This window comes from Bradyrhizobium sp. RDI18 (genome assembly GCF_043203335.1).
Classification (GTDB): Bacteria; Pseudomonadota; Alphaproteobacteria; order Rhizobiales; family Xanthobacteraceae; genus Bradyrhizobium; species Bradyrhizobium retamae.
In genome coordinates this window covers 673,808-699,047 of the sequence record NZ_JBICRN010000008.1, presented here as the reverse complement: position 1 = coordinate 699,047, position 25,240 = coordinate 673,808, and the positions used below count along the sequence as shown (strand labels likewise).

Below are 25,240 nucleotides of genomic sequence, written 5' to 3'. Positions count from 1 at the left end.
CAGCACTTTATTAACCAGCTTTGCCGCGGCCGCCGGATCGATAAAATTCGAACGATCCGCTCAATCTGGGAACAAAATACTTTTGAGATCATCGCCTCTGGAACCCGGAGCGCGCGATGAGCGAAGTTGAATACGATCTGCTGCTGGAAACCGTGCAGACGGCCATTGCGCCAGCCCCGGAGGATGATTTCGTGGTCCAGACCCAGCGCTTTTATCCGTCACCACGCGCCGCCAACGACAATGGAGCCTCTTGGCCGCTGGTTCCGTTTCCCGAGGGCTGGCACGCCGCCTGCTGATCGCAGGCCGGCTTGGGCGGCCTCTCATATAATCGGTCTAAGTCATTGATTATATGAATGGAGGCCACGACCAGAATTGAACTGGTGTACAGGGTTTTGCAGTTCTCTCAGTCTTATCCAGACCCCAGCCAATCCCACTTGGCCCTGATCTATTTGAACAATCGGGCGGCTAGACGGTCCCCCAATGTTTGCGCGTCCCAACCCGTCCCGAGCAGTTGGGTAGCAAACACGGCAGCAAGCGATAATTGAATCGTCGGACCATACCGTCCGCGCTATGTGCCTCATCTCACCTTGGCAAGTCTGCGTAGTGTCTTACAGCCAGCGCCCCGACGCGATCGCCTTCCTCACCTAGTGGGCCCGTAAGAATACGGATATGCGCTTGAGCCCGGCGTGAACTGGCGGCCACGAAGTCGTTTTCCGAACTCGTTGACAACGTCCTGAAATAAATCTCGCCTATCGTGAGACCGTGCAACGCGGTACTCCAAGGACGCGTGGCACGATATTGGCAACGTAAATTGTTGGTGGGCAGGAGTATTTCAGATGAAACAGTCTTTCCACGATTTCGAGCAGCGTCTTTTGCAGACCACGGCCGATCTTCTCAATCGAAGGACGGAAAATCAGAAGCTCAAAGAATCGATACGAGCGGCAGAAGCGTCCAAGCCGAGGCCGCAGTGTCCGAAGGTCAGCCTGGCAGGCCAGGCTTCACCGTCTGGATTAGTTTTGACTGCTGATTGAGTTGTTTCAACCGACGTTCGAGCTCGATCTTTTTAGCCTTCAGCTTCGCGCCGAGGACATCGTGCATCTGTTCGCGCAGCGCGAACAGATCATCGATCGTCATTGATTCCCACTCGCTCTGCATGACTCGCCCCCACGATCATGAGATGTAACGACTCATCACTGTACAGGCGGATGATGGGAACGCTAGCTGGATTCTGCAAAGGACTCTTGGCGGAATTGGACGCTCAACTGCAACGTCAACCCGCGGGCAGAAAGAAGCGGTCTCGGTCTGGGGTGCTCGCTTCCCTGCCGAGGCCGCTCCGGTCTCCCCAGTCATGCCCCCGAGGAACGGCTCTAGAGTTCACAACAGGTCCGCATGACGAGGTAAGCCCGCCGGCGTGAACCGGCGGGCCTTAGTTGTTCAGATGCCGGCAAGCCGCTTGCCGAGGATAGCGCTCTCGCTTTTATCCCTCACCACCGCGAGGCTTCGACGCATAGAACACGAGACAGGCGCCAGCGCGAGGCTGTTCTCTTATGACGTCCGGCTCAAGGTGGTTACCTTGAACAGTGCATTTCGCACCGGCGTAGTAGTCGGACCAAGCTCGCATCAGCTCGGCCTTATGGTGCTCTATCCGGGCCTTGGCATCGGCAAGCGTGATGACCGGGATCGGCATTGTAGCACCGGCCGCAGTGAAGCCGAGAGCGCGGATCAGGAAATTGCGGCGCGGCGTGATGAGTTGATGCTCGCTCATGCCGACGCTCCTTCGGGCCAGAGTTTCGGGGGTTGTTCTGGGAGGTTCTCGAGTAAGCCGTCGCCACTCATCGGGCCAGGCAAAGCCGTCCGTGTCATGGCTTACAGCGTGCTCAAGCGACGCCAGCACCCCGAGCCGCGTGGTGGGGATTACTTCGACGAGTAGGTACGACTCGGCGTCTCGATTAAATCAAAGGCAGCTACACGGAATATCCGAGGCTGAGCCTCAATTTAGCGCCTGATGAAAAAAAAGACTGCGCCGCCGTCGGCATCGGAAAGGTCAGAGCTCCTTCCGTAGTTCTCCGGCCGTGAACATAGTTCCGCCTTCTCGGTTGCGTTAAAAACGCCGGTACAGTTCTGGGGTGAGTTGGTAAAAAGACGACGTGACGTGCAGTTGTAAGCTCATCCTTGGGAGGCTTCGTAGGCTCAAAACCGTCCCGTCGAATGTTAGTTCGTCGTAGCGCAGATGCGCGGATCGCTCTCAGGCGGGTGACATTGCATTTGACACGGAGCACCAAATGGTTTCCACGCCGGACAACAAGTTCGCGGAAGGGCAGATCGAGAGCTGTCTTTCGAACCTGCTAAGCGAAGCGGGAGTGAATCCTTCCCCGCCGACCACCATGAAGACGTCTCGCGCCCCGCGAGCAACGAGTCATCGATCGGCGGGTTGGCGCTATGTGGTTTTCGTCGGCTCTCTGGTAGCAGCATCCATTGGTGGCGCTGCTTGGTGGTGGTCGTCCTCCGCTCATACAGCGATGATAGCCCCCTCGGACCCAGCACCTCTGACACAGCCCGCGCCGGGAGCCGTCGCGCCTAAAGACGCCGCGCCGACTGCCGTCGCCCTGTCTTCCGACTTGGCGCAGCAACTCCAATCGATGACGCGCGATCTCGCTGCCTTGAGGCAAGCGGTTGAACAGCTAAATGTTAGGCAAGAACAATTGATCCGCGACAATGAAAATGTCGCGGACCAACTCAAGACGAGCCAGGAAGAAATGGCACGCAACAACAGTATCATCGAGCAGATCAAGGCGACCCAGATCCAGATGGCGCGCGAAAGCCAGACGCTCACCGAGCGGCTCAACGCAAGCCAGGAACAACTCGCCCGCGTCATCGCCAACGCTTCAGAGCCAAAGGTGATGCCTGAAGAGTCAAAGGTGAGCCCTGAAGAGCGAAAGGTGATGCCGGAGATACCACTGCCGCGTCCGCGGCACTCTGCCCATGTCGCCCAGGCGCAAATGCCGTCGCCAACCCCGGCCCGGCCGCAAGCCAAACAACCGCAATCGCCATTGGCATGGCCGTGGTCAGTGCGCTAATGCCGTCTACCTTGCTTCCCTAAAAGCGGCGATTTTTAGCAGACAAAACCCGATTGGGTAGCAAAGCGGTAGCACATACGCCGAGCGAACAAATCGGGTCTAAAAATTCATTTGCGCTTTCAAGGAGGTAGATTGGAGGCCACGACCAGAATTGAACTGGTGTACACGGTTTTGCAGACCGTTGCGTAACCACTCCGCCACGTGGCCCCATTGGGCGCACTCATATACGCCCCGCCCCGGATAGGCAACCAAGCAGCGCAATTCCCGCCACCGCTGGTTAGCAAACCGACACCGTTGGAAAAAGGCCGCCTCCTCAACCTCCAGACGGATCCCCAATTCGATTGTTCCGCAGACCCAGCTTGGCGGTCCTTGCGCGGATGCCCCCGACCGTCCGCTTCATTTCCAGCGCGATGGCCCTCGGGGGCTTGCCGCTCCCGATCAGCGAGCGCAGCAGCGCATCGTCTTCCGCCGTCCATTCGGCGCCGCTCAGTTGAAAGCGGTCTTCGCAGCCCGTCTCCTTGGCCGGTGCCGCAAACCGCTCCCAGCCCAGCGTCTCATGGAAAATGACGACAAAGGCGATCCAGAGAACGATGGCCCGCCCCTCGGACAGGGCGGCCGATTTGAGATGCTCGGCGCTGAACGTCGCCGGCCGCAAAGCGTCCAGAGCAGGCCAGATGTCTGAAGCGATCGAATTGACGAAATAGACGTAAAGCGACACGAAGGGGCCGGAGACGACGGCGCCGATAGCTGCGATCAACCAAAGCGGCAGTCTTCGCCCGGCTGTCTTGCTCACCAATTGGGTGGCGAGGCCGGTCAGGCACCAGGGCACAATGGCGAGCGAGAGAACATAAAGCGTCGCGCCGGCGCCTCCCATGGTGGCCGCATGCGGTCCGAGAACGACCGAAAGCATTGCCAGCACGAACGGAACGCCGCAGAAGAAAACGAGATCGATCAAAGCCTGTTTCGACAGGCGCCAATGCGCCACAAGTTCCATCGCGTTGCTCCGCTTGCATCCGACGCGTCAGTCATAGTTCGAGCGACCGAATGGAGCAACGTGTGTCCGCAACGGACGGGCATCGTCGCCGCGCCGTCCAGACATCGTGCACCGCTCAGACCCGATCTATTGCGTGAAGCCGCCGCCGTCCGACGGTGGGGTCGAGCGAGCGCCGCAATTGCGCCTCCAGTTCATCAAGCAGGAAGAAGCTGACATCGTCGACGGAGCCCTGGCCCTTGGCGAAAGGCTGTTCGAGCAGCCGGATTAGATACAGGACGTAGACGAACATGTAGGTGATGAATCCAAACAACAGGGCCGCAGCCGGATCGCCCCCCGTCTTCAGCAGGAGCAACAGGACGATGATCGAGAACACCAGCGTTTGCACGAGCACATGCACCGATGGGACGAATTCGACGCGCTGGATGGTGTAGATGCGAAGCAGAGCCCTGCGGATCGCATCCTGATTGGTGCGAAGACGCACGACGAAATTCGCAGCCATGCCCATGCCCTCCAGTCGACCGAGGATGGGCGTCAGCTTGCCGAGTTCGTCGAGCACAGGAGCAATGTTCTTGTGGTCGTAGGCACGGTCCAGGCCTTCGCGCAGCTTTGCAATGACCCCGATCAGGATCAGCCGCGCTTCCTTGAGATTGAAGCGCTCGTTGGTCCGCGCGAAGCATTCTAGATCGCCGTCGATTGCTTCGGTCGCGGTGCGCAGTGCCGTCGGAATTTGTTCGGCTTCCTTGTAATCCTTGAGAATGCTCGACAGCAGGAAGCCGATGATGAAGATGGCGCCGCCAATGCCGCTGGTCACCAGCCCGTTGAGCTCGAGGAACTCGAATCCGAAATAGTGAACGATTGCCTTGGCGCCGCCGAGTAACAGGACGATGATGCCGACCGTGAAGAACAGGCGGAATTTCTTTCGCAGGCTGATTTCGGCGCCGCCGAAAGGGAGATGCGAGGTGATGGAAGACGGCAAAGCGGCGATATCCTTTCCCTGGGAGCGCAGAACTCTGAAACCGCTGAAGACGAGCCGCGCCCGACCCGCTCGCCTCCAGATGCATGGCGCAGATAATCGCTAAGGCTGTAAATGGGTTCCCGCTTCAGGTAGCGTTGGTGACATATCGCCACAATGGCATAGGGACGGCACGGCGAGGCCCTGACCAGCCAATCTGACCGACTTGCTAAGATCCGGACCGCGGCCCATTCCGGCCGGACTCAAGCGCATTCCAGCGAAAGCGCTCAACAGCCAAGTTAACAACCGCCAAAGGTGAACTGTGCCTGAATGCTCGGTACGCGGATTACAACAGCATGCTGATGGCCACGACGATGAACGGCGCGGCCACCAGCAAGACCGGCCACAGCCGGAACATCAGGCGACGAGACTACTACCTGCAATTTTCTTTTTGAGCGTCTCGCAGACGGTGCGGACTTCGGACGTCATCAGGGAACAATCCTCGATCTGCAGGAAGTAGCGCTTGCCTTCCTCGCGATAGTTCGCAGCCAATTCCTTGATCTCGGACACCATGGCGTGAACGCCGGCCACCATGGCTTCACATCGTTTGGCGGCGTCGGTTAGTTCCGCACCGAGTGCTTCAATCTCTTTCACTGCCGCATCATACTCGCGGACCACAGCTTCGGCCGAGAGTTTGCCGACCTGATTGACCCCTTCCTTGTGCTCGACATAGTCGGGCATCGGGCCTTTCGGCAGCGGGTGGTCATCGCTGTGGGGTATTTCTCGGACAGCGGGCGCCCGCCGGGCGTTGTAGATGAGAGTACCGATTTCCCCTTCGATTTCATCAGCGTCAAGCAATGGAGATCGAGTGAGAATTTCTGTGGTCAAAGACATCGACTTTGCTCCAAATGGTTACGCGGAGAGCGAGGAATTTAGCAGCGTCAATGGGAATGTCATCCTTGTCCACAGGTCGCTATGTCTCCTTGCAGACATTGGAACCGCCGTGTTGGTATCATGGTCATGACGGATGACGGATCAACGCTGCACAATTTGAGATGCAGCGACCTCATCGATACAGCTTTTGCTTGAAAACCAAGAGTTAGCCGCGCTTGCGACGGCGGTAATCCCGCTTCTTCGGCTTCGGTGCAAGTTCCGGCATCGCTGCCTGCACTTGCCGATACCGTGCCAGCATGCGGTCAAAGCTGGCGTTGAGTGCCTCCGCGATCTCGGGCCGCTTCTCAAGCCCGGCGAGCAGCAGGCCGGCCGCCTCGATGGTGGCGAGGCCGTCACGGCGCGGTTCCTTGCGGAGTTTGCCGTAGCGAGAGGGGTGCTTCGGGCCCAGAATGATCCGCTGGCATTTCAGCATCCACGCGTTGCGCCACCACAGCGCCTTGGCCTGGCTCCATGTGCCGTCCAGCAGCACGACGCCTTCGATGTCGGAGAGGATGGCGCGCTGGTGCGGCTCGACCTCGCCCTTGCGGTTGATCGCCACGATCTCGGCATCGGTGTCGAGATCGCTGACCTTGGCCGAGCCGAGATAGAGCACCGCCCAACGGGAAGGATCGTCGACCTTCCGTCCCAGTGCCTTGGAGAGGCTTGGCCAGGACAGGCCGATTTTGACGATCGCGTCCTTGAAGTGCATCGCCGTCAGCCGCGCCGTGCCGAGCGTCCTGTCCTGTTCCTGCGGATGCTGCAGGATCAGGAGCGAGATACTGCTCTCGATCGGCTTGACGCTGTCGCAGATGCAGAGCGGCAATGGCTTGCCGCAATGCGGACAGTCCGGAACGGCCTCCACCGCGGTTCCGGCCTCGGACTTGGATTGGTCTGACATCCGCCCGCTATACGCTTTCCGCAGGCAGTAATCCAACTATTCGGCAGGCGCGGCGATCGCGGCCGGCCGCGATCGCCGCCGCAGCCGGTCGATCAGGAGATAGATCACCGGCGTCGTGTACAGCGTCAGGATCTGCGACACGACCAATCCGCCGATGATGGTGATGCCGAGCGGCCGGCGCAGCTCGGTGCCGGGGCCGGTGGCGATGACCAGCGGAATGCCGGCGAACAGCGCCGCCAACGTCGTCATCAGGATCGGCCGGAAGCGGGCGCGGCAGGCCTCGAAGATCGCGTCAGCCGACGACAGGCCGCGGTGGCGCTCGGCATCGAGCGCGAAATCCACCATCATGATGCCGTTCTTCTTGACGATGCCGATCAGCAGGATAATGCCGACAAAGGCGATCACGGTCAGCGGCGTATTGGTCACCTGCAACGCCAGCAGCGCGCCGAGGCCTGCGGATGGCAGGGTGGAGATGATCGTGATCGGATGCGCCAGGCTCTCATAGAGCACACCGAGCACGATATACATCGCCACCAGCGCGCCGAGGATCAGAAGCGGCTGCCGCCCGCTGGTCCTGTCGAAGTCGCCGGCACTGCCGTCGAAACTGCCGCGGATGCCCTCCGGCATATGCAGCTCCTCGACCGCGCGCTGGATATTGGAGGTCGCGACCTCCAGCGGCACATCGGGCAGCAGATTGAACGAAACCGTCGTCGAGGGGAACGATTGCGAGTGGTACACTGCAAGCGGCGACAGGCCGCGCTGGTAGCGCACCACGGCCGATAGCGGCACCTGGGCGTCGTTGGCGCCTGCCACATAAATCCGCTCCAAATTGGAAGGATCGCTCTGGAATTTCGGGTCGATTTCCAGCACCACCATGTACTGGTTGCGCTGGGTATAGATGATCGAAATCTGGCGCTGCGCGAAGGCGTTGTTCAGGGCGTTGTCGATGTCCTGGACGCTAACGCCGAGGCTCGAGGCGGTCTTGCGGTCGATCACCAGCGACAATTGCAGCCCGCCGGGGTCGCGGTCGCTGGAGATGTCGGTGATGCCCTCTACCGTCTCCATGCGCTTGGCGACCAGCGGCGCCCATTTCTGCAGGAGTTCGAGATTCGTGCTCGACAGCGTGTACTGGTAATCGGAATCGCTTTGCCGGCCGCCGGTGCGGAGGTCCTGCGCCGCGAACATGAACAGGCGGATGCCGGCGACCCGATAGAGATTTTTGCGCAGGCGATCGATCACCTGCGCCGTCGACATGCCGGCCCGCTCCTCCGGCGGCTTCAGGCTGATGAACATGGTGCCGCGGTTGGAGCCGCCGCCGCCCGGACCGGCGGTGCCGCCGAGCGAAGAGCCGATGGCGGCTACCGCCGGGTCGGCCATCACGATATCGGCCAGTTGCTGCTGCAGCCCGAGCATCGCCTGGAACGAGGTATCGGGAGAAGCACGTGTCGAGCCGATTACAAGGCCGCTGTCGTCGGTCGGGAAGTAGCCTTTCGGCGTCTTGATATAGAGCACCACCGTCAGCGCAATGGTGGCAAAGAACACGAGCAGGGTCAGGAACGGGAAGCCGAGCACCGCCCGCAGCGTCCAGGTGTAGAAGGAAACGATGCGCGACAGCGTGCCCTCGACCAGCCGGTCGAACCAGGTCGCGCGATCGGAGGTCGCTTCCTTGATATAATGCGCGCAGATCATCGGCGTGATCGTGAGCGACACGACGGTCGACACCACGATGGCAAAGGTCAGCGTCAGCGAGAATTCGCGCAGCAGCCGGCCGACGATCCCGTCCATGAAAATCAGCGGCGTGAAGGCCGCGATCAGCGACAGACTGATCGACAGCACGGTGAAGCCGATCTGCTTGGCGCCTTCGAGCGCCGCCGGATACGGCGCCATGCCGTGTTCGAGGTTGCGGTACATGTTCTCGATCATGACGATGGCGTCGTCGACCACGAAGCCGACGGAAATCGCCAGCGCCATCAGCGACAGATTGTCGATCGAGAAGCCGGCGAGCCACATCCCCGCGCAGGTGCCGGCCAGCGCCAGCGGCACCGAAACGCCGGCCGCGATGGTCGGCGTCAGCCGCCGCAGAAACGCGAACACCACCACCATGACGAGAAATGCCGTCGCCAGCAGCGTGTACTGCATGTCGAGCACGCTGGCGCGGATGGTGCCGGTGCGGTCGACGAGGGTCGAAATTTCCACGCCGCCGGGCAACCACTGCTTCAGTTCCGGCAGCAGCGCCCTCACCCGATCGACAGTATCGATCACGTTGGCATCGCCCTGCTTGGTGATCTGGATCAGGACCGCCGGCTGCTTGTTGAACCAGGCGATCGAGCGGCTGTTGCGGACGGAATCCTCGACCTCGGCGACATCGGCGAGGCGGACAAAATTGCCGGCGGAGCTCTTGATGATGATGTCGCGGAATTCGGCCGCGGTGCGCATCTGCTTGTTGGTCGAGATCGTCTCGCTCTGGCGGCCGCCGTTGAAAATGCCGACTGGTCCCAGCGGATTGGCGTTGATGATGGCGAGCCGCACGTCATCGGTGGCAATCCCGGCATTCGACAGCGCCAGCGGGTTCAGCGCAATCCGTACCGCCGGCTGGTCGGCGCCGGTGACGTTGACTTCGCCGACCCCCGGAACCTGCGAGATGCGCTGCGCAATCACGGTATCGGCGACGTCATACATAGCACTCGTCGTCAGTGTCTTCGACGTCAGCGCCAGCACGAACACCGGGGCGGCCGCGGGATTGGCTTTGCGAAAGCGTGGCAACGACGGCAGGTCGGTCGGCAGGTCCGCCAGCGAGGCGTTGATCGCCGCCTGCACGTCGCGCGCGGCACGGTCGATATTGCGGCCGATCGAGAACTGCAACTGGATGCTGGTGGTGCCGAGCGAACTGGTCGAGGTGATCCGGTCAAGGCCCGCAATCTGGCCGAGCCGGCGTTCCAGCGGCGCGGCAACCGTCGAGGCCATCACGGAAGGATCGGCGCCAGGACGCGTGGCGGAGACCCGGATCATCGGGAAGTCGACATTGGGCACTGATGAGACCGGCAGAAAAACATAGGCGACCATGCCGACCAGGAAGAGCCCGATCGCCAGCAGAGTGGTACCAACCGGCCGGCGGATGAAGGGCTCCGAGATTGATGCCATCTACTGCATCCCCTCGGTGGCGCCGGCGACCGGCGGCCCGGTGGGCCCCGGCTCCGGCACGGCCTTCTGAATTTTCCGGTTGAGCCGGTCGAGCGCCAGGTAAATCACCGGTGTCGTATAGAGCGTCAGCAACTGGCTCAGCAGCAAGCCGCCGATGATGGAAATGCCGAGCGGAAAGCGCAATTCTGCGCCGGTGCCGCTTTCGATCGCCAGCGGCAGCGCGCCGAACAGCGCCGCCAGCGTCGTCATCATAATGGGGCGGAAGCGCAACAGGCAGGCCTGCACGATGGCTTCGTTCGGCGACATGCCCTGATGCCGTTCGGCTTCAAGCGCAAAGTCGATCATCATGATCGCGTTCTTCTTGACGATCCCCATCAACAGGATGATGCCGATCAGGCCGATCACCGACAGGTCCTGCCCGAACAGCATCAGCGCCAGAATGGCGCCGACGCCGGCGGACGGCAGCGTCGAGAGAATCGTGATCGGGTGAATGTAGCTCTCATAGAGCACGCCAAGCACGATGTAGATGGTAACGATCGCCGCCAGAATGAGCCATGGCTGGCCGGCCAGCGACTTGGAGAATTCGGCCGCATCGCCCGCATAGACGCCGACGATGCTGCCGGGCATGCCGATCCTGGTTTCGATCTGCTTGACCGCCTCGACGGCATCGCCCAGCGCCTCGCCGGGGGCGAGGTTGAAACTGAGCGAGACGGCCGGAAACTGCGCCAGATGCGAGATCGCCAGCGGCGCGGTGGTGCGGGTCAGCGTCGCCACCGCCGACAGCGGCACCTGGGCGCCGGGCGCGCCGGCGGTGGTGCTCGCGGCCCCCGGGAGATAGAGTTTCGACAGGATCGACGGATCGCGCTGGTACATCGGCATCGCCTCCAGCACCACGCGATACTGGTTGGCCTGGCCGTAGATCGTCGAAATCTGCCGCTGCGCAAAGGCGTCGTTGAGGGTGTCGTTGACCGCCTGGAGGCTGACGCCGAGCTGGCCGGCGCGCGGGCGGTTGATGTCGAGCGCGGCGCGCAAACCGCCCTCCTGCGCTTCCGACGAGACATCGCGGAACAGCGGATCCCGGCGCATCTCGGCAATGAGCTTCTGCGACCATAGCGAGACCTGCGCGGCATCGGTGCCGGTCAGCGTATACTGGTACTGCGAGCGGCTCGACTGGGTCGAGATCTGCACGTCCTGCACCGGCTGGAAATAGATGGTCATGCCGGGAATTTTCGCTGTGCGCTGTTTCAGCCGGTCGACCACCACGGAAATATCATCGTGCCGCTCGCCGCGCGGCCTAAGCGTCATCACCAGACGTCCGACATTGGTGGTCGGATTGACCGATCCGGCCCCGATCACGGAGACGACGCCGATCACGTCCGGATCGGCCTGGATCGCGGCCGCCGCCGTCGCCTGCCGGCTTTGCATCTCGGCAAAGGAAACGTCGGGACCGGCCTCGGTCACAGCGGTGATCGAGGCGGTATCCTGCAGCGGCAGAAAGCCCTTCGGCGCGATCACATACATGAAGAGCGTCGCTGCGATGGTGGCGAACGTCAGGGCCAGCGTCGCGCGCTGGCGCTGCAGCACCCACAGCAGCGTGCGATGATAGAAGGCAACCATGCGGTCGATGAAGCGGCTGACGGCGGCAAGCCCCGGGACCGTCATCTCTTCCCCGACATGCTTCAATAGCCGCGAACACATCATCGGCGTCAGCGTCAGCGAGACGATCGCCGAGGTCACGACCGCAATCGTCAGCGTCAGCGCAAATTCGCGAAACATGCGCCCGACCAGCCCGGACATGAACAGCAGCGGGATAAAGACCGCGATCAGCGACACCGTCAGCGAGATCACGGTAAAGCCGATTTCACTGGCGCCCTTCAGCGACGCCTCCATCACCGACTCGCCGTTCTCCATGTGGCGGACGATGTTCTCGATCATCACGATGGCGTCGTCGACCACGAATCCGGTGCCGATCGTCAGCGCCATCAGCGACAGATTGTCGAGGCTGAAGCCTGAAAAATACATGATGCCGAAGCTCGTGATCAGCGACAGCGGCAGCGCCACGCCCGCGATCAGGGTCGCGCGCAGCGACCGCAGGAACAGCAATACCACCAACGTCACCAGCACCACGGAAAGGATCAGCGTGAACTGGACGTCCCGCACCGAGGCGCGGATGGTGACGGTGCGGTCGGAGACGATGGTCAGATTGACGCCGGCCGGAATCGCGCGCTGCACCTTGGGTATTTCGTCGCGGATCTGCCTGACGACCTCGATGACGTTGGCGCCGGGCTGGCGCTGGATGTCGATGATGACGGCCGGCGTGCCCTGATACCAGCCGCCGGTGCGATCGTTCTCCAGCCCGTCGATGATGGTGGCGACGTCGCCGATCGTGACAGGTGAGCCGTTGCGATAGGCGATGATGATGGGCTTGTAGGCCTCCGCTGCCGCGATCTGGTCGTTGGCGGCAATGGTGTAGGCCTGCTGCGCACCGTCGAGCGATCCCTTCGGCCCTGAGACGTTGGCGCCCGCGATGGCGCTACGCAAATCCTCCATCGAGATGCCGTAAGCGGCGAGCCGCGCCAGATCGGCCTGCACCCGCACCGCAGGCTTGAGCCCGCCGAGGATCGCAACACGCCCGACGCCGGAAATCTGGCTGAGCCGCTGGCCGAGGATGGTGTCGGCGATATCGCTCATGGCGCGCAGCGAAATCGTCTCCGACGTCAGCGCCAGTGTCAGGACTGGCGCATCTGCCGGGTTTACCTTGGCGTAGGTCGGCGGATACGGCAGATTCCTTGGCAGGATACCCGCCGCTGCGTTGATGGCGGCCTGCACGTCCTGGGTGGCGCCGTCGATGTCGCGGTTGAGGTCGAACTGCAGCGAGATCTGGCTGACGCCGAACGAACTGGTCGACTGCATCGAGGTCAGCGAGGGAATCTGCCCAAGCTGGCGCTCCAGCGGCGCCGTGATGAGCGAGGCGACCACGTCCGGGCTGGCACCCGGCAGTTGCGTCGTCACCTGCACGGTCGGGAAATCGACCTGCGGCAGCGCCGATACCGGCAGCGCCCAATAGCCGAGCGCGCCACCGATCATCAGCGCGATCCCGAGTAGCGAGGTCGCGATCGGCCGGCGGATGAACGGTTCGGAGACGCTCATGGTTGCGTCCTCACTTGCGAATTCATTTTCAGGCGTGCGGCGCGTCGATCATGGCTGCGACTTCGCAGCGCCGCCCGACGGCTCGGCTGGTGCCGGGCCGGTTTGTCCCTTCTGATCGCCCTCGCCGCGCTCGCGCTTGCCGCGGCGCTCGCCATCGTTTGCTTGACCCTCCTTGCCCGGAGCTGCCTTGGAGTCTCCCTTGGCATCGGGGCTGCGGCTGCGCTTGCGCGGCGCGAGGTCGGCGGTTGGCGCCCTGTCGTCGGTGCCAATCAAGACTTTGGCGCCGTCGGACAGATTGGCAAAGCCGGTGGTCACCACGCGATCGGAGATCGAAAGGCCGCTCGCGATGACGGCATCGTTTTCGTTCTGCTGCGTCACCACGACCGGCTTTGCGGTCGCGACATTGTCGGGGCCGATCACATAGCTGAATGTCCCAACCGGACCACGTTGCACCGCCGAGCTCGGCACCACGATCGCCTTCTCCAGCGTTTCGACCTTCAGCCGCACATTGACGAACTGTCCGGGCCAGAGCTGGAATTTGGCGTTGGGAAACTCCGCCTTCAGCTTCAGCGTGCCGGTGGTCGGATCGACCTGGTTGTCGATGCCTTTGAGCGTACCGGTGTCGATGACGGTCACGCCGTCATTGCCGAACACGTCCACCGCCAGCACGCCCTTGGCGGCGGCAGCATTGACCCGCACGATCTGCTGCTGCGGCAGGCTGAACTGCACCGCGATCGGCTGCAGTTGGGTGATGATGACGAGGCCGGTGATGTCGGAGGCGCGGATGATGTTGCCCTGATCGACCTGGCGCAGGCCGGCGCGCCCAGACAACGGCGCGATGACCTTGGTATAGCCGAGCATCGCCTTGGCATTGTCGATCGCGGCCTGGTCGGCCTGCACCAGCGCTTCCTGCTGGGCGACCACGGCGCGCTGCGTATCGGCCTGCTGCTTGGAGCCGGCATTTGAGGCGGCGAGCTGCTGATAGCGCGCCAGATCGAGCTTCTGGTTGGCGAGCAGCGCCTCGTCCTGCGCCTTCTTCGCCACCGCCTGATCGTACTGAGCCTGGTAGATCACGGGATCGATTTCGGCCAGCACGTCGCCCTGCTTGACGTCCTGACCTTCGACGAAGTTCACCTTGATCAGCTTGCCGTCGACCTGGGCGCGCACCGTCACCGTGTTCAGCGCGCGGACCGAGCCTACGGCATCGAGATAGACGGGCACATCCTGCGTGCGGGGCATAGCCGCCAGCACCGGCACCGGGAGATCGGGACGTGCGCCGGGCCCGCCACGGCCGGTCTGCTTCTGCTGAAAGGCGTTCCAGCCGAGATAGCCGAGCCCGCCGAGGATCAACAGCGTGATCGAAAGCGACACCATCCGCCGGCCAATGCCGCGCACGACGCGCTTGTGCGCCGTCTTCGGGTCGTCCTTCACTTCCGGCTTAAAGAGCATCGACCGGCCTTTCCATCCTGGGTTCCCAGCCGCCCCCCAGCGCCTGATAGAGGCTGACGATTGCCAGCAGCCGGGCCAGTTGAGCCTGCGACAGCGCATCCTCGGCCTGGAATAATGTTAGCTGCGTATTTAGCACAACCACGATGTCGGCGGTCCCGGCCCGCAACTGCTGCTCGGACAATTCAAACGCCCGCCGCGACGACGCCACGACCTCGCGCTGCAGCCGCAGCCTCTCGGTGGTCTGGCGGATCGACATCAGGGCGTTATCGACATCGGCAAAGGCCTGCACCACCGTCTTGCGGTAGGTCTGCAGCAGTTCATCCTGCAGCGCCTTGGTGAGCTCGAAATTGCCGAGGATCCGGCCGCCGTCGAAGATCGGTTGGGTCAGGCTGCCGACCATGCTGAAGAACGCGGCTTGCGGCTGAAACAGCGCCGTCAACGCCGAGCTTTGATAACCGCCCTGCCCCGTCAGTTGAATGCTCGGAAAGAACTGCGCGCGGGCGCTGCCGACATTGGCAGTGGCCGAGGCAAGCTGCGCTTCCTGCCGGCGGATGTCAGGGCGTTGCGTCAGCAACTCGGAAGGCAGGCCCGGCGTGACACGTGGCGCGGCGATCCGATTGAGGGTTCCGCCGGTGACACGCACGGATTCTGGCGGACGCGACACCAGAGTCGCCAGCGCGTTGATGTTCTGGTCGAGCGTCTGCCGCAGCGGCGGCACCAGGGCGCGCTGATTGGCGACCACGCTTTCCTGTTGCGCGACGTCGAGGTCGGTACCGGTGCCGGCTCTGAAGCGCTCCTTGATGGCGTTCAGGATGCGCTCGGCGCTTGCGATGTTTCGCTGTGCGGTACGAATCCGGTCCTGCGCCGCGAGCACCTGGAAATAGGCATTGGCGACCGTCGTCAGCGTGGTCAGCGCGATGACGTCGCGGTCAAAGCGGCGGGCAACCGCAGTCTCCTCCGCCGCCTGCGCGGCGTCGCGGTTCTTGCCCCAGAAATCCAATTCATAGCTGGCGCTAAGCGATGCCGAATAGTTGACCACCTCACGGCCGCCAATGGACAGGCCGCTGGCGCTCGAACCGGAGGTGCGGGAATAGCTCTCCGACCCGGTGCCGCTGAGAGTTGGCAGCAACGCAGCGCCCGCGATTCGTGCCTGCGCATCGGCCTGCCTGAACCGCGCGGTGGCGGCCGCAATGTCCAGATTGACGGTCTGCGCCTCCTCCATCAGGCCCGTCAGCTCCCGCGAACGAAATCCGCGCCACCAGTCGAGCGTCGGTGGTGCGTCGGTAGCCTTCGAAAGCCGGGCCGCCTTGTAGCCATCGGGTATGTCGAGCGCAGGGTCGGGAAGGTCCTTGGTCAGGATGCAGCCCGCGGGCTGGCGACGAGCCCCAGCACGGCAAGCGATCGCGCCAGCCGCTTGCCGACCGGAATGAGAACAGGCCAACCTTCGATCGCAGCAGTTGCAATTCGCTGGGTCACACCCGTTCTCCACCGGGCAAATCCCGGCCCGGCGCAATTTGAGCGCTTCTCCTGTTGGGCTGCGACACGTTCACGGGGGTGATGCTTCCGTTGGAACCGAACTCCGATATTAGCCTTGCGATCAGCACGCGGACAGCCCCGCGCAGTCTCTCGCCGGTCGTGCGTTCAGGTCCGTAAAACGGGCGACAAGGAGCTCACTTCCCCTTGTTTTATAGGGTTTGGAACGATGTCGGGACGCCGCAGGACCGCCGAATTCTTACGAAGATTTCATGGGGCTTTTCCCCTGTTCTGACGTCCGGCACCGGCTCATCGCACAGCCGAGTCCCGGCCTGTGGCCAATTTGAAACTCCGGGAACAGGCCCTCCATGTCTCACCATGCAATGGAGGGCCAAAATGCGGGTCGCGCGGCAATGCTTCTGCGTCAATCAGCGCGGCGCTCTACAGCTTCCACGAGGCATGCGGCCGGTCCCACGGCAGGGCGCGGCCTTCAATCCCGGCTTGGCGAGCGGAAAAATCAACGTCTATACTTCGCCGGCTTTGTCCACCCGTGCCAAGAATTGAAGCAGGGTCGATCGGCCATGCGAAGCCCGGGTAAACCGCAATTCGATGGATCGCACATGCCCGAGTTGATTTCGGTCACATCGGAAACTGTAGACGCGACGTTTCCGGAATTGCCCCGCCTGGTCCGGCTGGCGCTGGGCTTTGGTTCAAAGCTGCAACACGGCACGCTCGACGTGACACTGGCCGACGGCCGCGTGGTCCGCTTGGGCGGCAACGGGCCGGGTCCTGCCGCCGTGATGAAGATTTACGATTACGGCTTTGCCTCGCGGCTCTTGCGCGGCGGCGACATCGGCATTGCGGAAGCCTATCTGCGCGGCGAATGGGACACGCCCGACCTCACGCAATTCCTCTATCTGTTCTGCGTCAACCAGGACTGGATGCAGACCATGCTGATCGGCAACCCGCTGACGCGCACCTTCCAGGCCGTCAGGCATTGGCTCAACCGCAACACAAAACGGCAGGCTCGCCGCAACATCTATGCGCATTACGATATCGGCAACGCCTTCTATTCGGCGTGGCTCGATCCGAGCATGACCTATTCGTCGGCGCTGTTCGAGGACGACACGCCCGACCTGACGGCTGCGCAGCACAACAAATACCGGCGGCTCGCCGAGGCTATCGATCTGCGGTCGGGCCAGAAGCTGTTGGAGATCGGCTGCGGATGGGGCGGCTTTGCCGAATACGCTGCCAAGACGTTCGGCGCCAAGGTCGTAGGCCTCACCATCAGCAAGGAACAGCGCGAGTTCGCACAAGCGCGCATTCAGAACGCAGGACTCAGCGATAGGGTCGAGATCAAGCTGCAGGACTACCGCGACGAGCGCGACCGCTATGACCGGATCGTCTCGATCGAGATGATCGAGGCGGTCGGCGAGCAATTCTGGCCGAAATATTTTTCACAGTTGCGCGACCGCCTATTGCCTGGGGGGCTGGCCGGCATCCAGGCCATCACCATCCAGGACAGCCTGTTCCAGGCCTATCGCCGCGAAGTCGACTTCATCCAGCGCTACGTCTTTCCGGGCGGCATGCTGCCGTCGCCGCAGATCCTGAAAACGCTCGGCGAACGCTTCGGCGTTCCCGTCATCCGCGAACGCATCTTTGGGCAAGATTATGCCAAGACGCTCGCAATCTGGCGAAGCAATTTCCGCGCGGCCTGGCCGAACCTGACGCCGTCGGGTTACGACGATCGCTTCCGGCGGCTGTGGGAATATTACCTCGCCTATTGCGAGGCCGGTTTCCTGTCCGGAAATATCGACGTGCGCCAGGTGGTGTTTGCGAAATCAGGCTGATCGCCCTGCCCCAACGCTGGCTTGTGTGGCTGGCGGCCCTCCTTTAGGGTCGCCTAACGATTAGGCAAACAAACCGGCGATTTCAAAGACATGGCCTTCAACAAAGACGTCATCGAAGCGATCGGCAACACACCCCTCATCAAGCTGAAGCACGCTTCGGAAGCGACCGGCTGCACCATTCTCGGCAAGGCCGAATTCATGAATCCCGGCCAGTCGGTCAAGGACCGCGCCGGCAAGTGGATGATCCTCGAAGCCGAAAAGCGCGGCGATCTCAAGCCGGGCGGGCTCGTGGTGGAATCAACCGCTGGCAATACCGGCATCGGGCTCGCCGTGGTCGCCAGCGCCCGCGGTTACCGCACGCTGATCCTGATCCCGGAAACGCAGAGCCAGGAAAAGAAGGACATGCTGCGGCTGTGCGGCGCAGAGCTCATCGAAGTGCCGCAACTGCCCTATTCCAATCTGAACAATTATCAGCATGTCGGGCGGCGGCTCGCTGACCAGCTTCGCAAGACCGAGCCGAACGGCGTCTTGTTCGCCGACCAGTGGAACAACCTCGACAACGCCAAGGCGCACTACGAATCCACCGGACCCGAGATCTGGGAGCAGACCGGCGGCAAGGTCGACGGCTTTATCTGCTCGGTCGGCACCGGCGGCACGCTCGCGGGCGTCAGCCGCTTTCTGAAGGAGAAGAACAAGGACATCGTGACCGCCTGTGCCGATCCGCACGGCTTTGCGATGTATGAGCTGTTCAAGCATGGCACCGCCAAATCGACGCCAGGCGACTCGATCACCGAAGGCATCGGGCTCGGCCGCGTCACGCCCATCATCGAGACCGCTGTTGTCGATGACGCTTTCCTGGTTTCCGACGAGGAAGCTGTAACGGTGATCTACGAACTGCTCGAGCAGGAAGGCCTGTGCCTTGGCGGCTCCACCGGCATCAACGTCGCTGGTGCGATCCGATTGGCAAAGCAGCTCGGACCCGGCAAGACCATCGTCACCATCCTTGCCGACCCGGCGGCCGCTATCAGTCAAAGCTGTTCAATCCGGCATTCATGCGCTCGAAGAACCTGCCGGTGCCGGCATGGCTGGAGAAGCGCACCAAGATCGAGGTGCCGTTCGAGAAGGTGTGAGCGGAAGCGTTGTAGGGTGGGCAAAGGCGCTCTTGTGCCGTGCCCACCATCTCTCAGCGGCGGCGCTTTTGGTGGGCACGCTGCGCTTTGCCCACCCTACGCGACTGATCAATGCCGCAAGATCTGGCTCAGGAACAGCTTCGTCCGCGCGTGCTGCGGGTTGGCGAAGAATTCATGCGGCGTGTTTGACTCGATGACCTGACCCGCGTCCATGAAGACGACGCGGTTGGCGACTTCGCGGGCAAATCCCATTTCGTGGGTGACCACCAGCATGGTCATGCCTTCCTTGGCGAGATCGACCATGGTGTCGAGCACTTCCTTGACCATTTCCGGGTCGAGCGCCGAGGTCGGCTCGTCGAATAGCATCACCTTCGGATTCATGGTCAGTGCGCGGGCAATGGCAACGCGCTGCTGCTGACCGCCCGACATCTGGCCGGGATATTTGTTGGCCTGATGCGGGATCTTGACCCGCTCCAGGAATTTCATCGCGGTCGCCTCGGCGTCCTTTTTCGGAATGTTGCGTACCCAGATCGGCGCCAGCGTGCAGTTCTCCAGCACGGTCAAGTGCGGAAACAGGTTAAAACTCTGGAACACCATGCCGACCTCGCGGCGAACTTCATCCACCCGCCGCAGGTTCGGACCGAGCTCGATGCCCTCGACCACGATCTGGCCTTCCTGGAATTCCTCCAGCGCGTTGATGCAGCGGATCAGCGTCGACTTGCCCGAGCCCGACGGGCCGCAGATCACGATGCGCTCGCCCTTGGCGACATCGAGGTTGATGTCGCGCAGCACGTGAAAATCGCCGTACCATTTGTTGAGTGCGTTGATGCCAACGATCGAGTTTGCGGTCATGGTGATGTACTCAGTTGCGACGATGTGCGTTCAGCCGGTTCTCGACGAACAGCGAGTAACGCGACATCCCGAAGCAGAAGACGAAATAGATCAGTCCGGTGAAGGCAAAGCCGGTGAACAGCGTCGTCGGCGTCGACCAGACCGGATCGCTGAAGGAAGCCCTGAGCTGCCCGAGCAGATCGAACAGCGCGACGATCGAGACCAGCGAAGTGTCCTTGAACAGCGCGATGAAGCTGTTGACGAGACCGGGGATGACGTGGCGCAGCGCCTGCGGCATCACGATCAGCGCCGTGGTCTTGGCCCAGGACAGGCCAAGCGCGCTCGCCGCCTCGCCCTGCCCACGCGGGATCGCCGCGAGGCCGCCCCTGATGACTTCGGCCTGATAGGCGCCCGCGAACAGCGCGATGCCGATCAGGGCACGCATCAGCCCGTCGATAGTGAAGCCGGCCGGGACGAATAGCGGCAGCATATAGGTTGCAAAGAACAGCACGGTGATCAGCGGAACGCCGCGCCAGAATTCGATGAAGGCGATCGAGAAAATACGGATCAGCGGAATGGTCGAGCGCCGCCCCAGCGCCAGCGCAATGCCGACCGGCATCGAAGCGACGATGCCGGTGACGGATACCACCAGCGTCACCAGAAGGCCGCCCCACAAGCGCGTGTCCACCTCGGGAAGTCCACCGCTGTCGAGCCCCATCACGGCGATTACGAGGGCGATGGCGACGAAGATCCCAAGGCAGGTGATAAGCGGACGCCAGCCGGACCGCAGGCCGCCGCCAAGCCAGAACAGCAGCGCCGACACGATCACGGCGGTTGCCCCGAGATCCGCCCAGACCGGACGGCCAAAAGCCTGGATCTGATCGCGCAGCCAGGTCAGCGGCAGCAGCACCCAGCCGACCACCGTGCTCACCAGCACGATCAGCTTGCCGATGACCCATAGCAGCGGTCCGATAATGGCCGTCGTCTCGCCGGAGGCCACCAGCTTCCTGCCGCCGTCGCCGATACTGTCGTTGAAGCCCGAGAGAAGCCCGGCCGTCCAGCTCACGCCGAAGCCGCCGAGTCCGCCGCCGCGCAGCAGGAAGAAGGCGACGACAGGTAACGCCACGAAGAACAGAATGGCGTTGGGACCCTTGGCCGGCAGCCGCGGAATCAGCAGCGGAACCAGCAGGATAGCGGCAAGAATGAAGGTCAGATTGACGCGCCAGCGCTCCGGCTCCGGATAGAAGCCATAGATGAACTGCGAAAACTTGGCCTGAATAAACGGCCAGCAGGCGCCAACCACATCGCCGGGATTCTTCGGGAGGCAGGCGGTGCGGTCCTTGCCGATCCAGACCGCATCGATGAACGCGAATTTCAGCGCGGGCACCAGGATGACCCACAGCAACAACACGCTGACGATGGTGATCAGAATGTTGGTCGGCGAATTGAACAGGCGCGTACGCAGGAAGCCGACGAACCCGGTGGTCTTCACCGGCGCGGCCCGCTCCGGCACGAGGTCCTGGCGGACGAAAATGGATGAAGTCGTGTCGCTCATCCGCCCATGCTCCGGCTGATCCGCCATCCATAGAAGCTCATGATTGCGCTGGTGACCAGCGAGATCAGGAGATAGACGCCCATGGTGATACCGATGATTTCGATCGCCTGCCCGGTCTGGCTCAGCGTGGTTCCGGCGAACACCGAGACCAGATCGGGATAGCCGATCGCAACCGCCAGCGATGAGTTCTTGGTCAGGTTGAGATACTGGTTGGTGAGCGGGGGCAGGATCACGCGCATCGCCTGCGGGATCACGATCAGCCGCAACACCGAGCCGCGCTGCAGTCCCAGCGAGGAGCCGGCTTCCATCTGGCCCTTGTGCACGGAGAGAATACCCGCGCGCACGATCTCGGCGATGAAGGCCGCCGTGTATGTCGACAGCGCCAGTGTCAGCGCGACGAATTCGGGAATGAGCCGAGAACCGCCGGCGAAGTTGAAGCCCCTGAGCACGGGCACCTCAAACGTGACAGGTGCGCCGAAAATCAGCACGCTGAGCAACGGCAGGCCGACCACCATGCCGAGCGCGTAAGGCCAGACCTTGATCACCTTGCCGCTTTGGAAGAGCTGACGGCGCGCGTAGCGCCACAACATGATCGCGGCGACGACCGCAACCAGCAAGGCGACAACGAACGGCTCGAAGCCAGGCTCCCCGATCGGCTTCGGAATGACCAGCCCGCGATTGCTGAGAAAGAAACTGTCGAAGACCGAGATGCTCTGCCGCGGATTGGGCAAAGCGGCGAGCACCGCGAGATACCAGAACAGGATCTGGAACAGCAGCGGCAGGTTGCGGATCAGTTCGACATAGCCGCCCGAGATTCGCGCCAGTAGCCAGTTCGGCGACAGCCGGCCGAGGGCAACCAGGAAGCCGATCAGGGTGGCGAAGAAGATGCCGATCACCGAGACCAGCAACGTGTTGAGCAGGCCGACCACAAAGACGCGCGTGTAGGGATCGGACCCCGAATAGGGGATCAGGCTCTGGCTGACGTCAAAGCCGGCATTGTTGGCAAGGAAGCCGAAGCCCGCGGTGATCCGCTGCGCCTGCAAATTGGCGCGGGCATTGGCGACGATCTCGTAGGAGATCCAGGCGAGTGCGGCGACGAACAGGAGCTGGAGTACGAAGCCGCTCCAGCCCGCCCGGCCGCCGAGCGCCCGCTGCAGCTTGGGAAGTAGCTGCGACGGTGGTTGTCGGGGTTCGATAGCCATCGCCGCAGCCCCTCTCGCTGGCGCTTAGCGGATCGGCGGCGCGTACTGGATACCGCCCTTGCTCCACAGGTTGTTGAGGCCGCGGGCGATGGCGAGCTTGGAGCCGGAGCCGACGTTACGCTCGAAAGATTCGCCGTAATTGCCGACCGCCTTCACGATCCGCACCATCCAGTCCTTGGTCAGGCCGAGTTGCTCGCCCAGATTGCCGTCTGTGCCGACGGCGCGCTTGACCTCGGGTTTGTCGGACTTGGCCATCTCGTCCACATTCTTCTGTGTCAAGCCGAGCTCTTCGGCACCGACCATCGCATAAAGCGTCCATTTCACGATATCGAACCACTGATCGTCGCCATGGCGGACCATCGGTCCGAGCGGTTCTTTCGAGATCACCTCGGGCAGCACGACGTGCTCGGCCGGGTTGGCGACCTTCAGGCGTTCGGCATAGAGCTGGGAGACGTCGGAGGTGAACACGTCGCAGCGGCCGGATTCATAGGCCTTGATAGTTTCGTCGGCGGTCGCGAACGCGATCACCTCGTACTTCATGTTGTTGCCCTTGAAGTAGTCGGCGAGGTTTTTGCTCGGTGGTGGTGCCGGTCTGCACGCAAACCGACGCACTGTTGAGCTCCAGCGCCGAATTCACCTTCAGCGACTTCTTCACCAGGAAGCCCTGGCCGTCATAATAGGTAACGCCGGTGAAACTGGCGCCCAGCGAAGTATCGCGCGACAGCGTCCAGGTGGTGTTGCGGGACAGCACGTCGATCTCGCCCGACTGCAGCGCGGTGAAACGGTCCTTGGCCGAGAGCGGGACGAACTTGATCTTGGACGCGTCGTTGAAAATGGCAGCCGCGATCGCCCGGCAGATGTCGACGTCGAGCCCGGTCCAGTTACCCTTGTCGTCCGGCGTCGAGAAGCCCGGCAGGCCCTGGCTGACCCCGCAGGACAGCATGCCCCGGTCCTTGACCGTCTTGAGGGTTTGCGCCGAGGCGGCCTGGGCCGAGAGGCCGGCGGCTAGGGCAAGGGTGACAACCAGAGATACGCGTTTCATGGGTTAGGCCTTTCAAGGGGACGTCCGGAGATCGTTTTAGGCAACGCCTGACGTTGTGGGGCCAACCCGCTGATCCCTCGCTGAAAAGCGTCGTCCCGACCGTGCATTTAGCGTGCCAATCCGGTCAGGCGGTGGATCTGATATCGCGGCAGGCCCCTCAACTTGCAGCGACTGTTCGTTGGCGCGCATCTCAGAACGACTGGCGTGCCGGGTCAAGGGGTTGACTGCCCTCTTCTGTCTCTTGTTATTAACGCACCCGGCCTCGACCCGCCGCTCGCCGGTGTTTTCGCGATCAAGTTGTGGCTGCGGCATAACGTCTTGGATAATGCAAACGCATGAGCTTTTCGCACGACGGTCCGTCCGACCCGCAAACGCCCGAAACCAGACTGGTCACCGGGGGCCGCGACACGAAGGGACAAAGGGGTTTCGTCAATCCGGCGGTGTACCACGGGTCGACCGTGCTCTATCCGACCGCCGAGGACCTGCACGCGCACCGCGCCGAATTCTCATATGGGCGTCACGGGAGCCCGACCACGCTGGCTCTGCAGGACGTGCTGATGTCACTGGAGGGCCCGCAATGCGCGGGCGTAGGCCTCGCGCCATCGGGACTTGCCGCAATCACCACTACACTCCTATCGGTCTTGAAGGCCGGCGATCATCTGCTGGTGACCGATAATGTCTACCGGCCGTCGCGCAATTTCTGCAACGGCATGCTGACCCGCTACGGCGTCGAGGTCGGCTATTTCGATCCGCTGGTCGGTGCCGGGATCGAGAAACTGTTCAAACCGAACACCAGGGCGGTGCTGGTCGAGGCGCCCGGCTCGCAGTCGTTTGAAATGAGCGACATTCCCGCCATCGCTGAAGTCGCGCATGCAAGGGACGCGCTCGTCATCGACGACAACACCTGGGCGACGCCACTGTATCACCGCTCGCTCGACCAGGGCGTCGACATCAGCGTGCAGGCCGCCACCAAGTATATCGGCGGCCATTCCGACATCATGTTCGGCACGATTTCGGCGAACGCGAAAGCCTGGCCGCTGCTCACCGAGGGTATCCGCCTGCTCGGCGTCTGCGCCGGACCGGACGACGTCTTCCTGGCGCTGCGCGGCACCCGCACGCTTTCGGTTCGGCTCGCGCAACATTACCGCTCGGGCCTGGAAATGGCGCGCTGGCTCGCCGGCCGCCCCGAGGTCCTGCAGGTCTTGCATCCGGCGCTCGAAAGCCATCCCGGCCACGCGATCTGGAAGCGCGACTTCACCGGCGCCTCCGGCCTGTTCAGCATCGTGCTGAAGCCGGTACCGCAGAAGGCGGTCGATGCCCTGCTCGACGCCGTCAGGCTGTTCGGCATGGGCTATTCGTGGGGCGGCTTCGAAAGCCTCATCATCCCGTTCGACTGCGATCCCTATCGCACGGCGACCAAATGGTCCCCCGGCGGGCCGACGCTGCGGCTCCACATCGGCCTGGAGAATGTCGACGACCTCAAGGCCGATCTCGAGCGCGGCTTTGCGGCGTTGAAGGCTGCCGCCTGACAGCCAACTGGCCCGCACCATGCCGCGCAAACTC

General features: G+C 62.5%; 17 protein-coding genes, 2 tRNA genes and 2 pseudogenes. 5 read left to right on the top strand and 16 right to left on the bottom strand.

Translation table 11 applies throughout. The features are described from left to right. Positions 1-116: 116 nt before the first annotated feature. The gene (locus tag ACFXS9_RS12115; RefSeq protein ID WP_392689059.1) at positions 117-296 is read left to right on the top strand and encodes a hypothetical protein; all 180 of its coding nucleotides are present in this window, start codon (positions 117-119) and stop codon (positions 294-296) included. 58 nt (positions 297-354) lie between these two features. Here ACFXS9_RS12115 and ACFXS9_RS12110 read toward each other — a convergent pair. The 3 genes from ACFXS9_RS12110 to ACFXS9_RS12100 form a co-directional block, all read right to left on the bottom strand. Further along, positions 355-440, bottom strand: a tRNA-OTHER gene (locus ACFXS9_RS12110). 538 nt (positions 441-978) lie between these two features. Continuing rightward, a complete protein-coding gene (locus ACFXS9_RS12105) occupies positions 979-1,134 on the bottom strand; it encodes a hypothetical protein (RefSeq protein WP_392689057.1) in 156 nt (51 codons plus the stop codon). 343 nt (positions 1,135-1,477) lie between these two features. After that, positions 1,478-1,765, bottom strand: coding sequence for a hypothetical protein (locus ACFXS9_RS12100; protein WP_392689054.1), 288 nt, complete (start codon positions 1,763-1,765; stop codon positions 1,478-1,480). A gap of 517 nt (positions 1,766-2,282) precedes the next feature. Here ACFXS9_RS12100 and ACFXS9_RS12095 point away from each other — a divergent pair. Then, positions 2,283-3,077, top strand: coding sequence for a hypothetical protein (locus tag ACFXS9_RS12095; protein WP_392689051.1), 795 nt, complete (start codon positions 2,283-2,285; stop codon positions 3,075-3,077). Positions 3,078-3,210: 133 nt separating this feature from the next. Here the strand turns inward: ACFXS9_RS12095 and ACFXS9_RS12090 are convergent. The 9 genes from ACFXS9_RS12090 to ACFXS9_RS12050 all read right to left on the bottom strand — a co-directional run bounded on the left by ACFXS9_RS12090 (position 3,211) and on the right by ACFXS9_RS12050 (position 15,996). Next, a tRNA-Cys gene (locus ACFXS9_RS12090) sits at positions 3,211-3,284 on the bottom strand. 106 nt (positions 3,285-3,390) lie between these two features. Next, on the bottom strand, positions 3,391-4,071 hold the full coding sequence (locus ACFXS9_RS12085) for a hypothetical protein (RefSeq protein WP_392689048.1): 681 nt from the start codon (positions 4,069-4,071) through the stop codon (positions 3,391-3,393). 115 nt (positions 4,072-4,186) lie between these two features. Continuing rightward, positions 4,187-5,047: a hypothetical protein gene (locus ACFXS9_RS12080; RefSeq protein ID WP_392689045.1), complete on the bottom strand. Its 861-nt coding sequence runs from the start codon at positions 5,045-5,047 to the stop codon at positions 4,187-4,189. Positions 5,048-5,440: 393 nt separating this feature from the next. Then, entirely contained in the window at positions 5,441-5,917 is a 477-nt protein-coding gene (locus tag ACFXS9_RS12075) for a hypothetical protein (RefSeq protein ID WP_392689042.1), read from the bottom strand. Positions 5,918-6,122: 205 nt separating this feature from the next. After that, positions 6,123-6,854, bottom strand: coding sequence for a tRNA-uridine aminocarboxypropyltransferase (locus ACFXS9_RS12070; protein ID WP_392689039.1), 732 nt, complete (start codon positions 6,852-6,854; stop codon positions 6,123-6,125). 36 nt (positions 6,855-6,890) lie between these two features. Further along, entirely contained in the window at positions 6,891-9,995 is a 3,105-nt protein-coding gene (locus ACFXS9_RS12065) for an efflux RND transporter permease subunit (protein ID WP_392689037.1), read from the bottom strand. Beyond that, the gene (locus ACFXS9_RS12060; RefSeq protein ID WP_392689034.1) at positions 9,996-13,145 is read right to left on the bottom strand and encodes an efflux RND transporter permease subunit; all 3,150 of its coding nucleotides are present in this window, start codon (positions 13,143-13,145) and stop codon (positions 9,996-9,998) included. 48 nt (positions 13,146-13,193) lie between these two features. Beyond that, positions 13,194-14,594 carry an efflux RND transporter periplasmic adaptor subunit gene (locus ACFXS9_RS12055; protein WP_392689031.1) on the bottom strand — a complete coding sequence of 467 codons (1,401 nt, stop codon included), beginning with the start codon at positions 14,592-14,594 and terminating at the stop codon, positions 13,194-13,196. Continuing rightward, positions 14,584-15,996, bottom strand: coding sequence for an efflux transporter outer membrane subunit (locus ACFXS9_RS12050; protein ID WP_392699741.1), 1,413 nt, complete (start codon positions 15,994-15,996; stop codon positions 14,584-14,586). Before ACFXS9_RS12050 ends, ACFXS9_RS12055 begins: the two co-directional genes overlap by 11 nt. Before the next feature lie 691 nt (positions 15,997-16,687). Here ACFXS9_RS12050 and ACFXS9_RS12045 point away from each other — a divergent pair. Next, positions 16,688-17,917 carry a class I SAM-dependent methyltransferase gene (locus tag ACFXS9_RS12045; protein ID WP_392689028.1) on the top strand — a complete coding sequence of 410 codons (1,230 nt, stop codon included), beginning with the start codon at positions 16,688-16,690 and terminating at the stop codon, positions 17,915-17,917. 90 nt (positions 17,918-18,007) lie between these two features. Then, positions 18,008-19,047 (top strand): annotated as a pseudogene (locus ACFXS9_RS12040) (cysteine synthase A). A 108-nt stretch (positions 19,048-19,155) separates the two neighbouring features. On the opposite strand, the gene ACFXS9_RS12035 reads toward ACFXS9_RS12040, so the two are convergent. The 4 genes and pseudogenes from ACFXS9_RS12035 to ACFXS9_RS12020 form a co-directional block, all read right to left on the bottom strand. Continuing rightward, complete coding sequence (locus ACFXS9_RS12035) at positions 19,156-19,899, bottom strand: amino acid ABC transporter ATP-binding protein (RefSeq protein ID WP_057844192.1); 744 nt, start codon at positions 19,897-19,899, stop codon at positions 19,156-19,158. A gap of 10 nt (positions 19,900-19,909) precedes the next feature. After that, on the bottom strand, positions 19,910-21,433 hold the full coding sequence (locus tag ACFXS9_RS12030) for an amino acid ABC transporter permease (protein ID WP_392689024.1): 1,524 nt from the start codon (positions 21,431-21,433) through the stop codon (positions 19,910-19,912). Beyond that, positions 21,430-22,635, bottom strand: a complete 1,206-nt coding sequence (locus ACFXS9_RS12025) for an amino acid ABC transporter permease (RefSeq protein WP_392689022.1) — start codon at positions 22,633-22,635, stop codon at positions 21,430-21,432. Before ACFXS9_RS12025 ends, ACFXS9_RS12030 begins: the two co-directional genes overlap by 4 nt. Positions 22,636-22,659: 24 nt before the next feature. Beyond that, positions 22,660-23,677: pseudogene (locus tag ACFXS9_RS12020) on the bottom strand (amino acid ABC transporter substrate-binding protein). A gap of 335 nt (positions 23,678-24,012) precedes the next feature. Here ACFXS9_RS12020 and metC point away from each other — a divergent pair. Beyond that, the gene (metC, locus tag ACFXS9_RS12015; protein WP_392689019.1) at positions 24,013-25,206 is read left to right on the top strand and encodes a cystathionine beta-lyase; all 1,194 of its coding nucleotides are present in this window, start codon (positions 24,013-24,015) and stop codon (positions 25,204-25,206) included. The last annotated feature ends 34 nt before the right edge of the window (positions 25,207-25,240 follow it).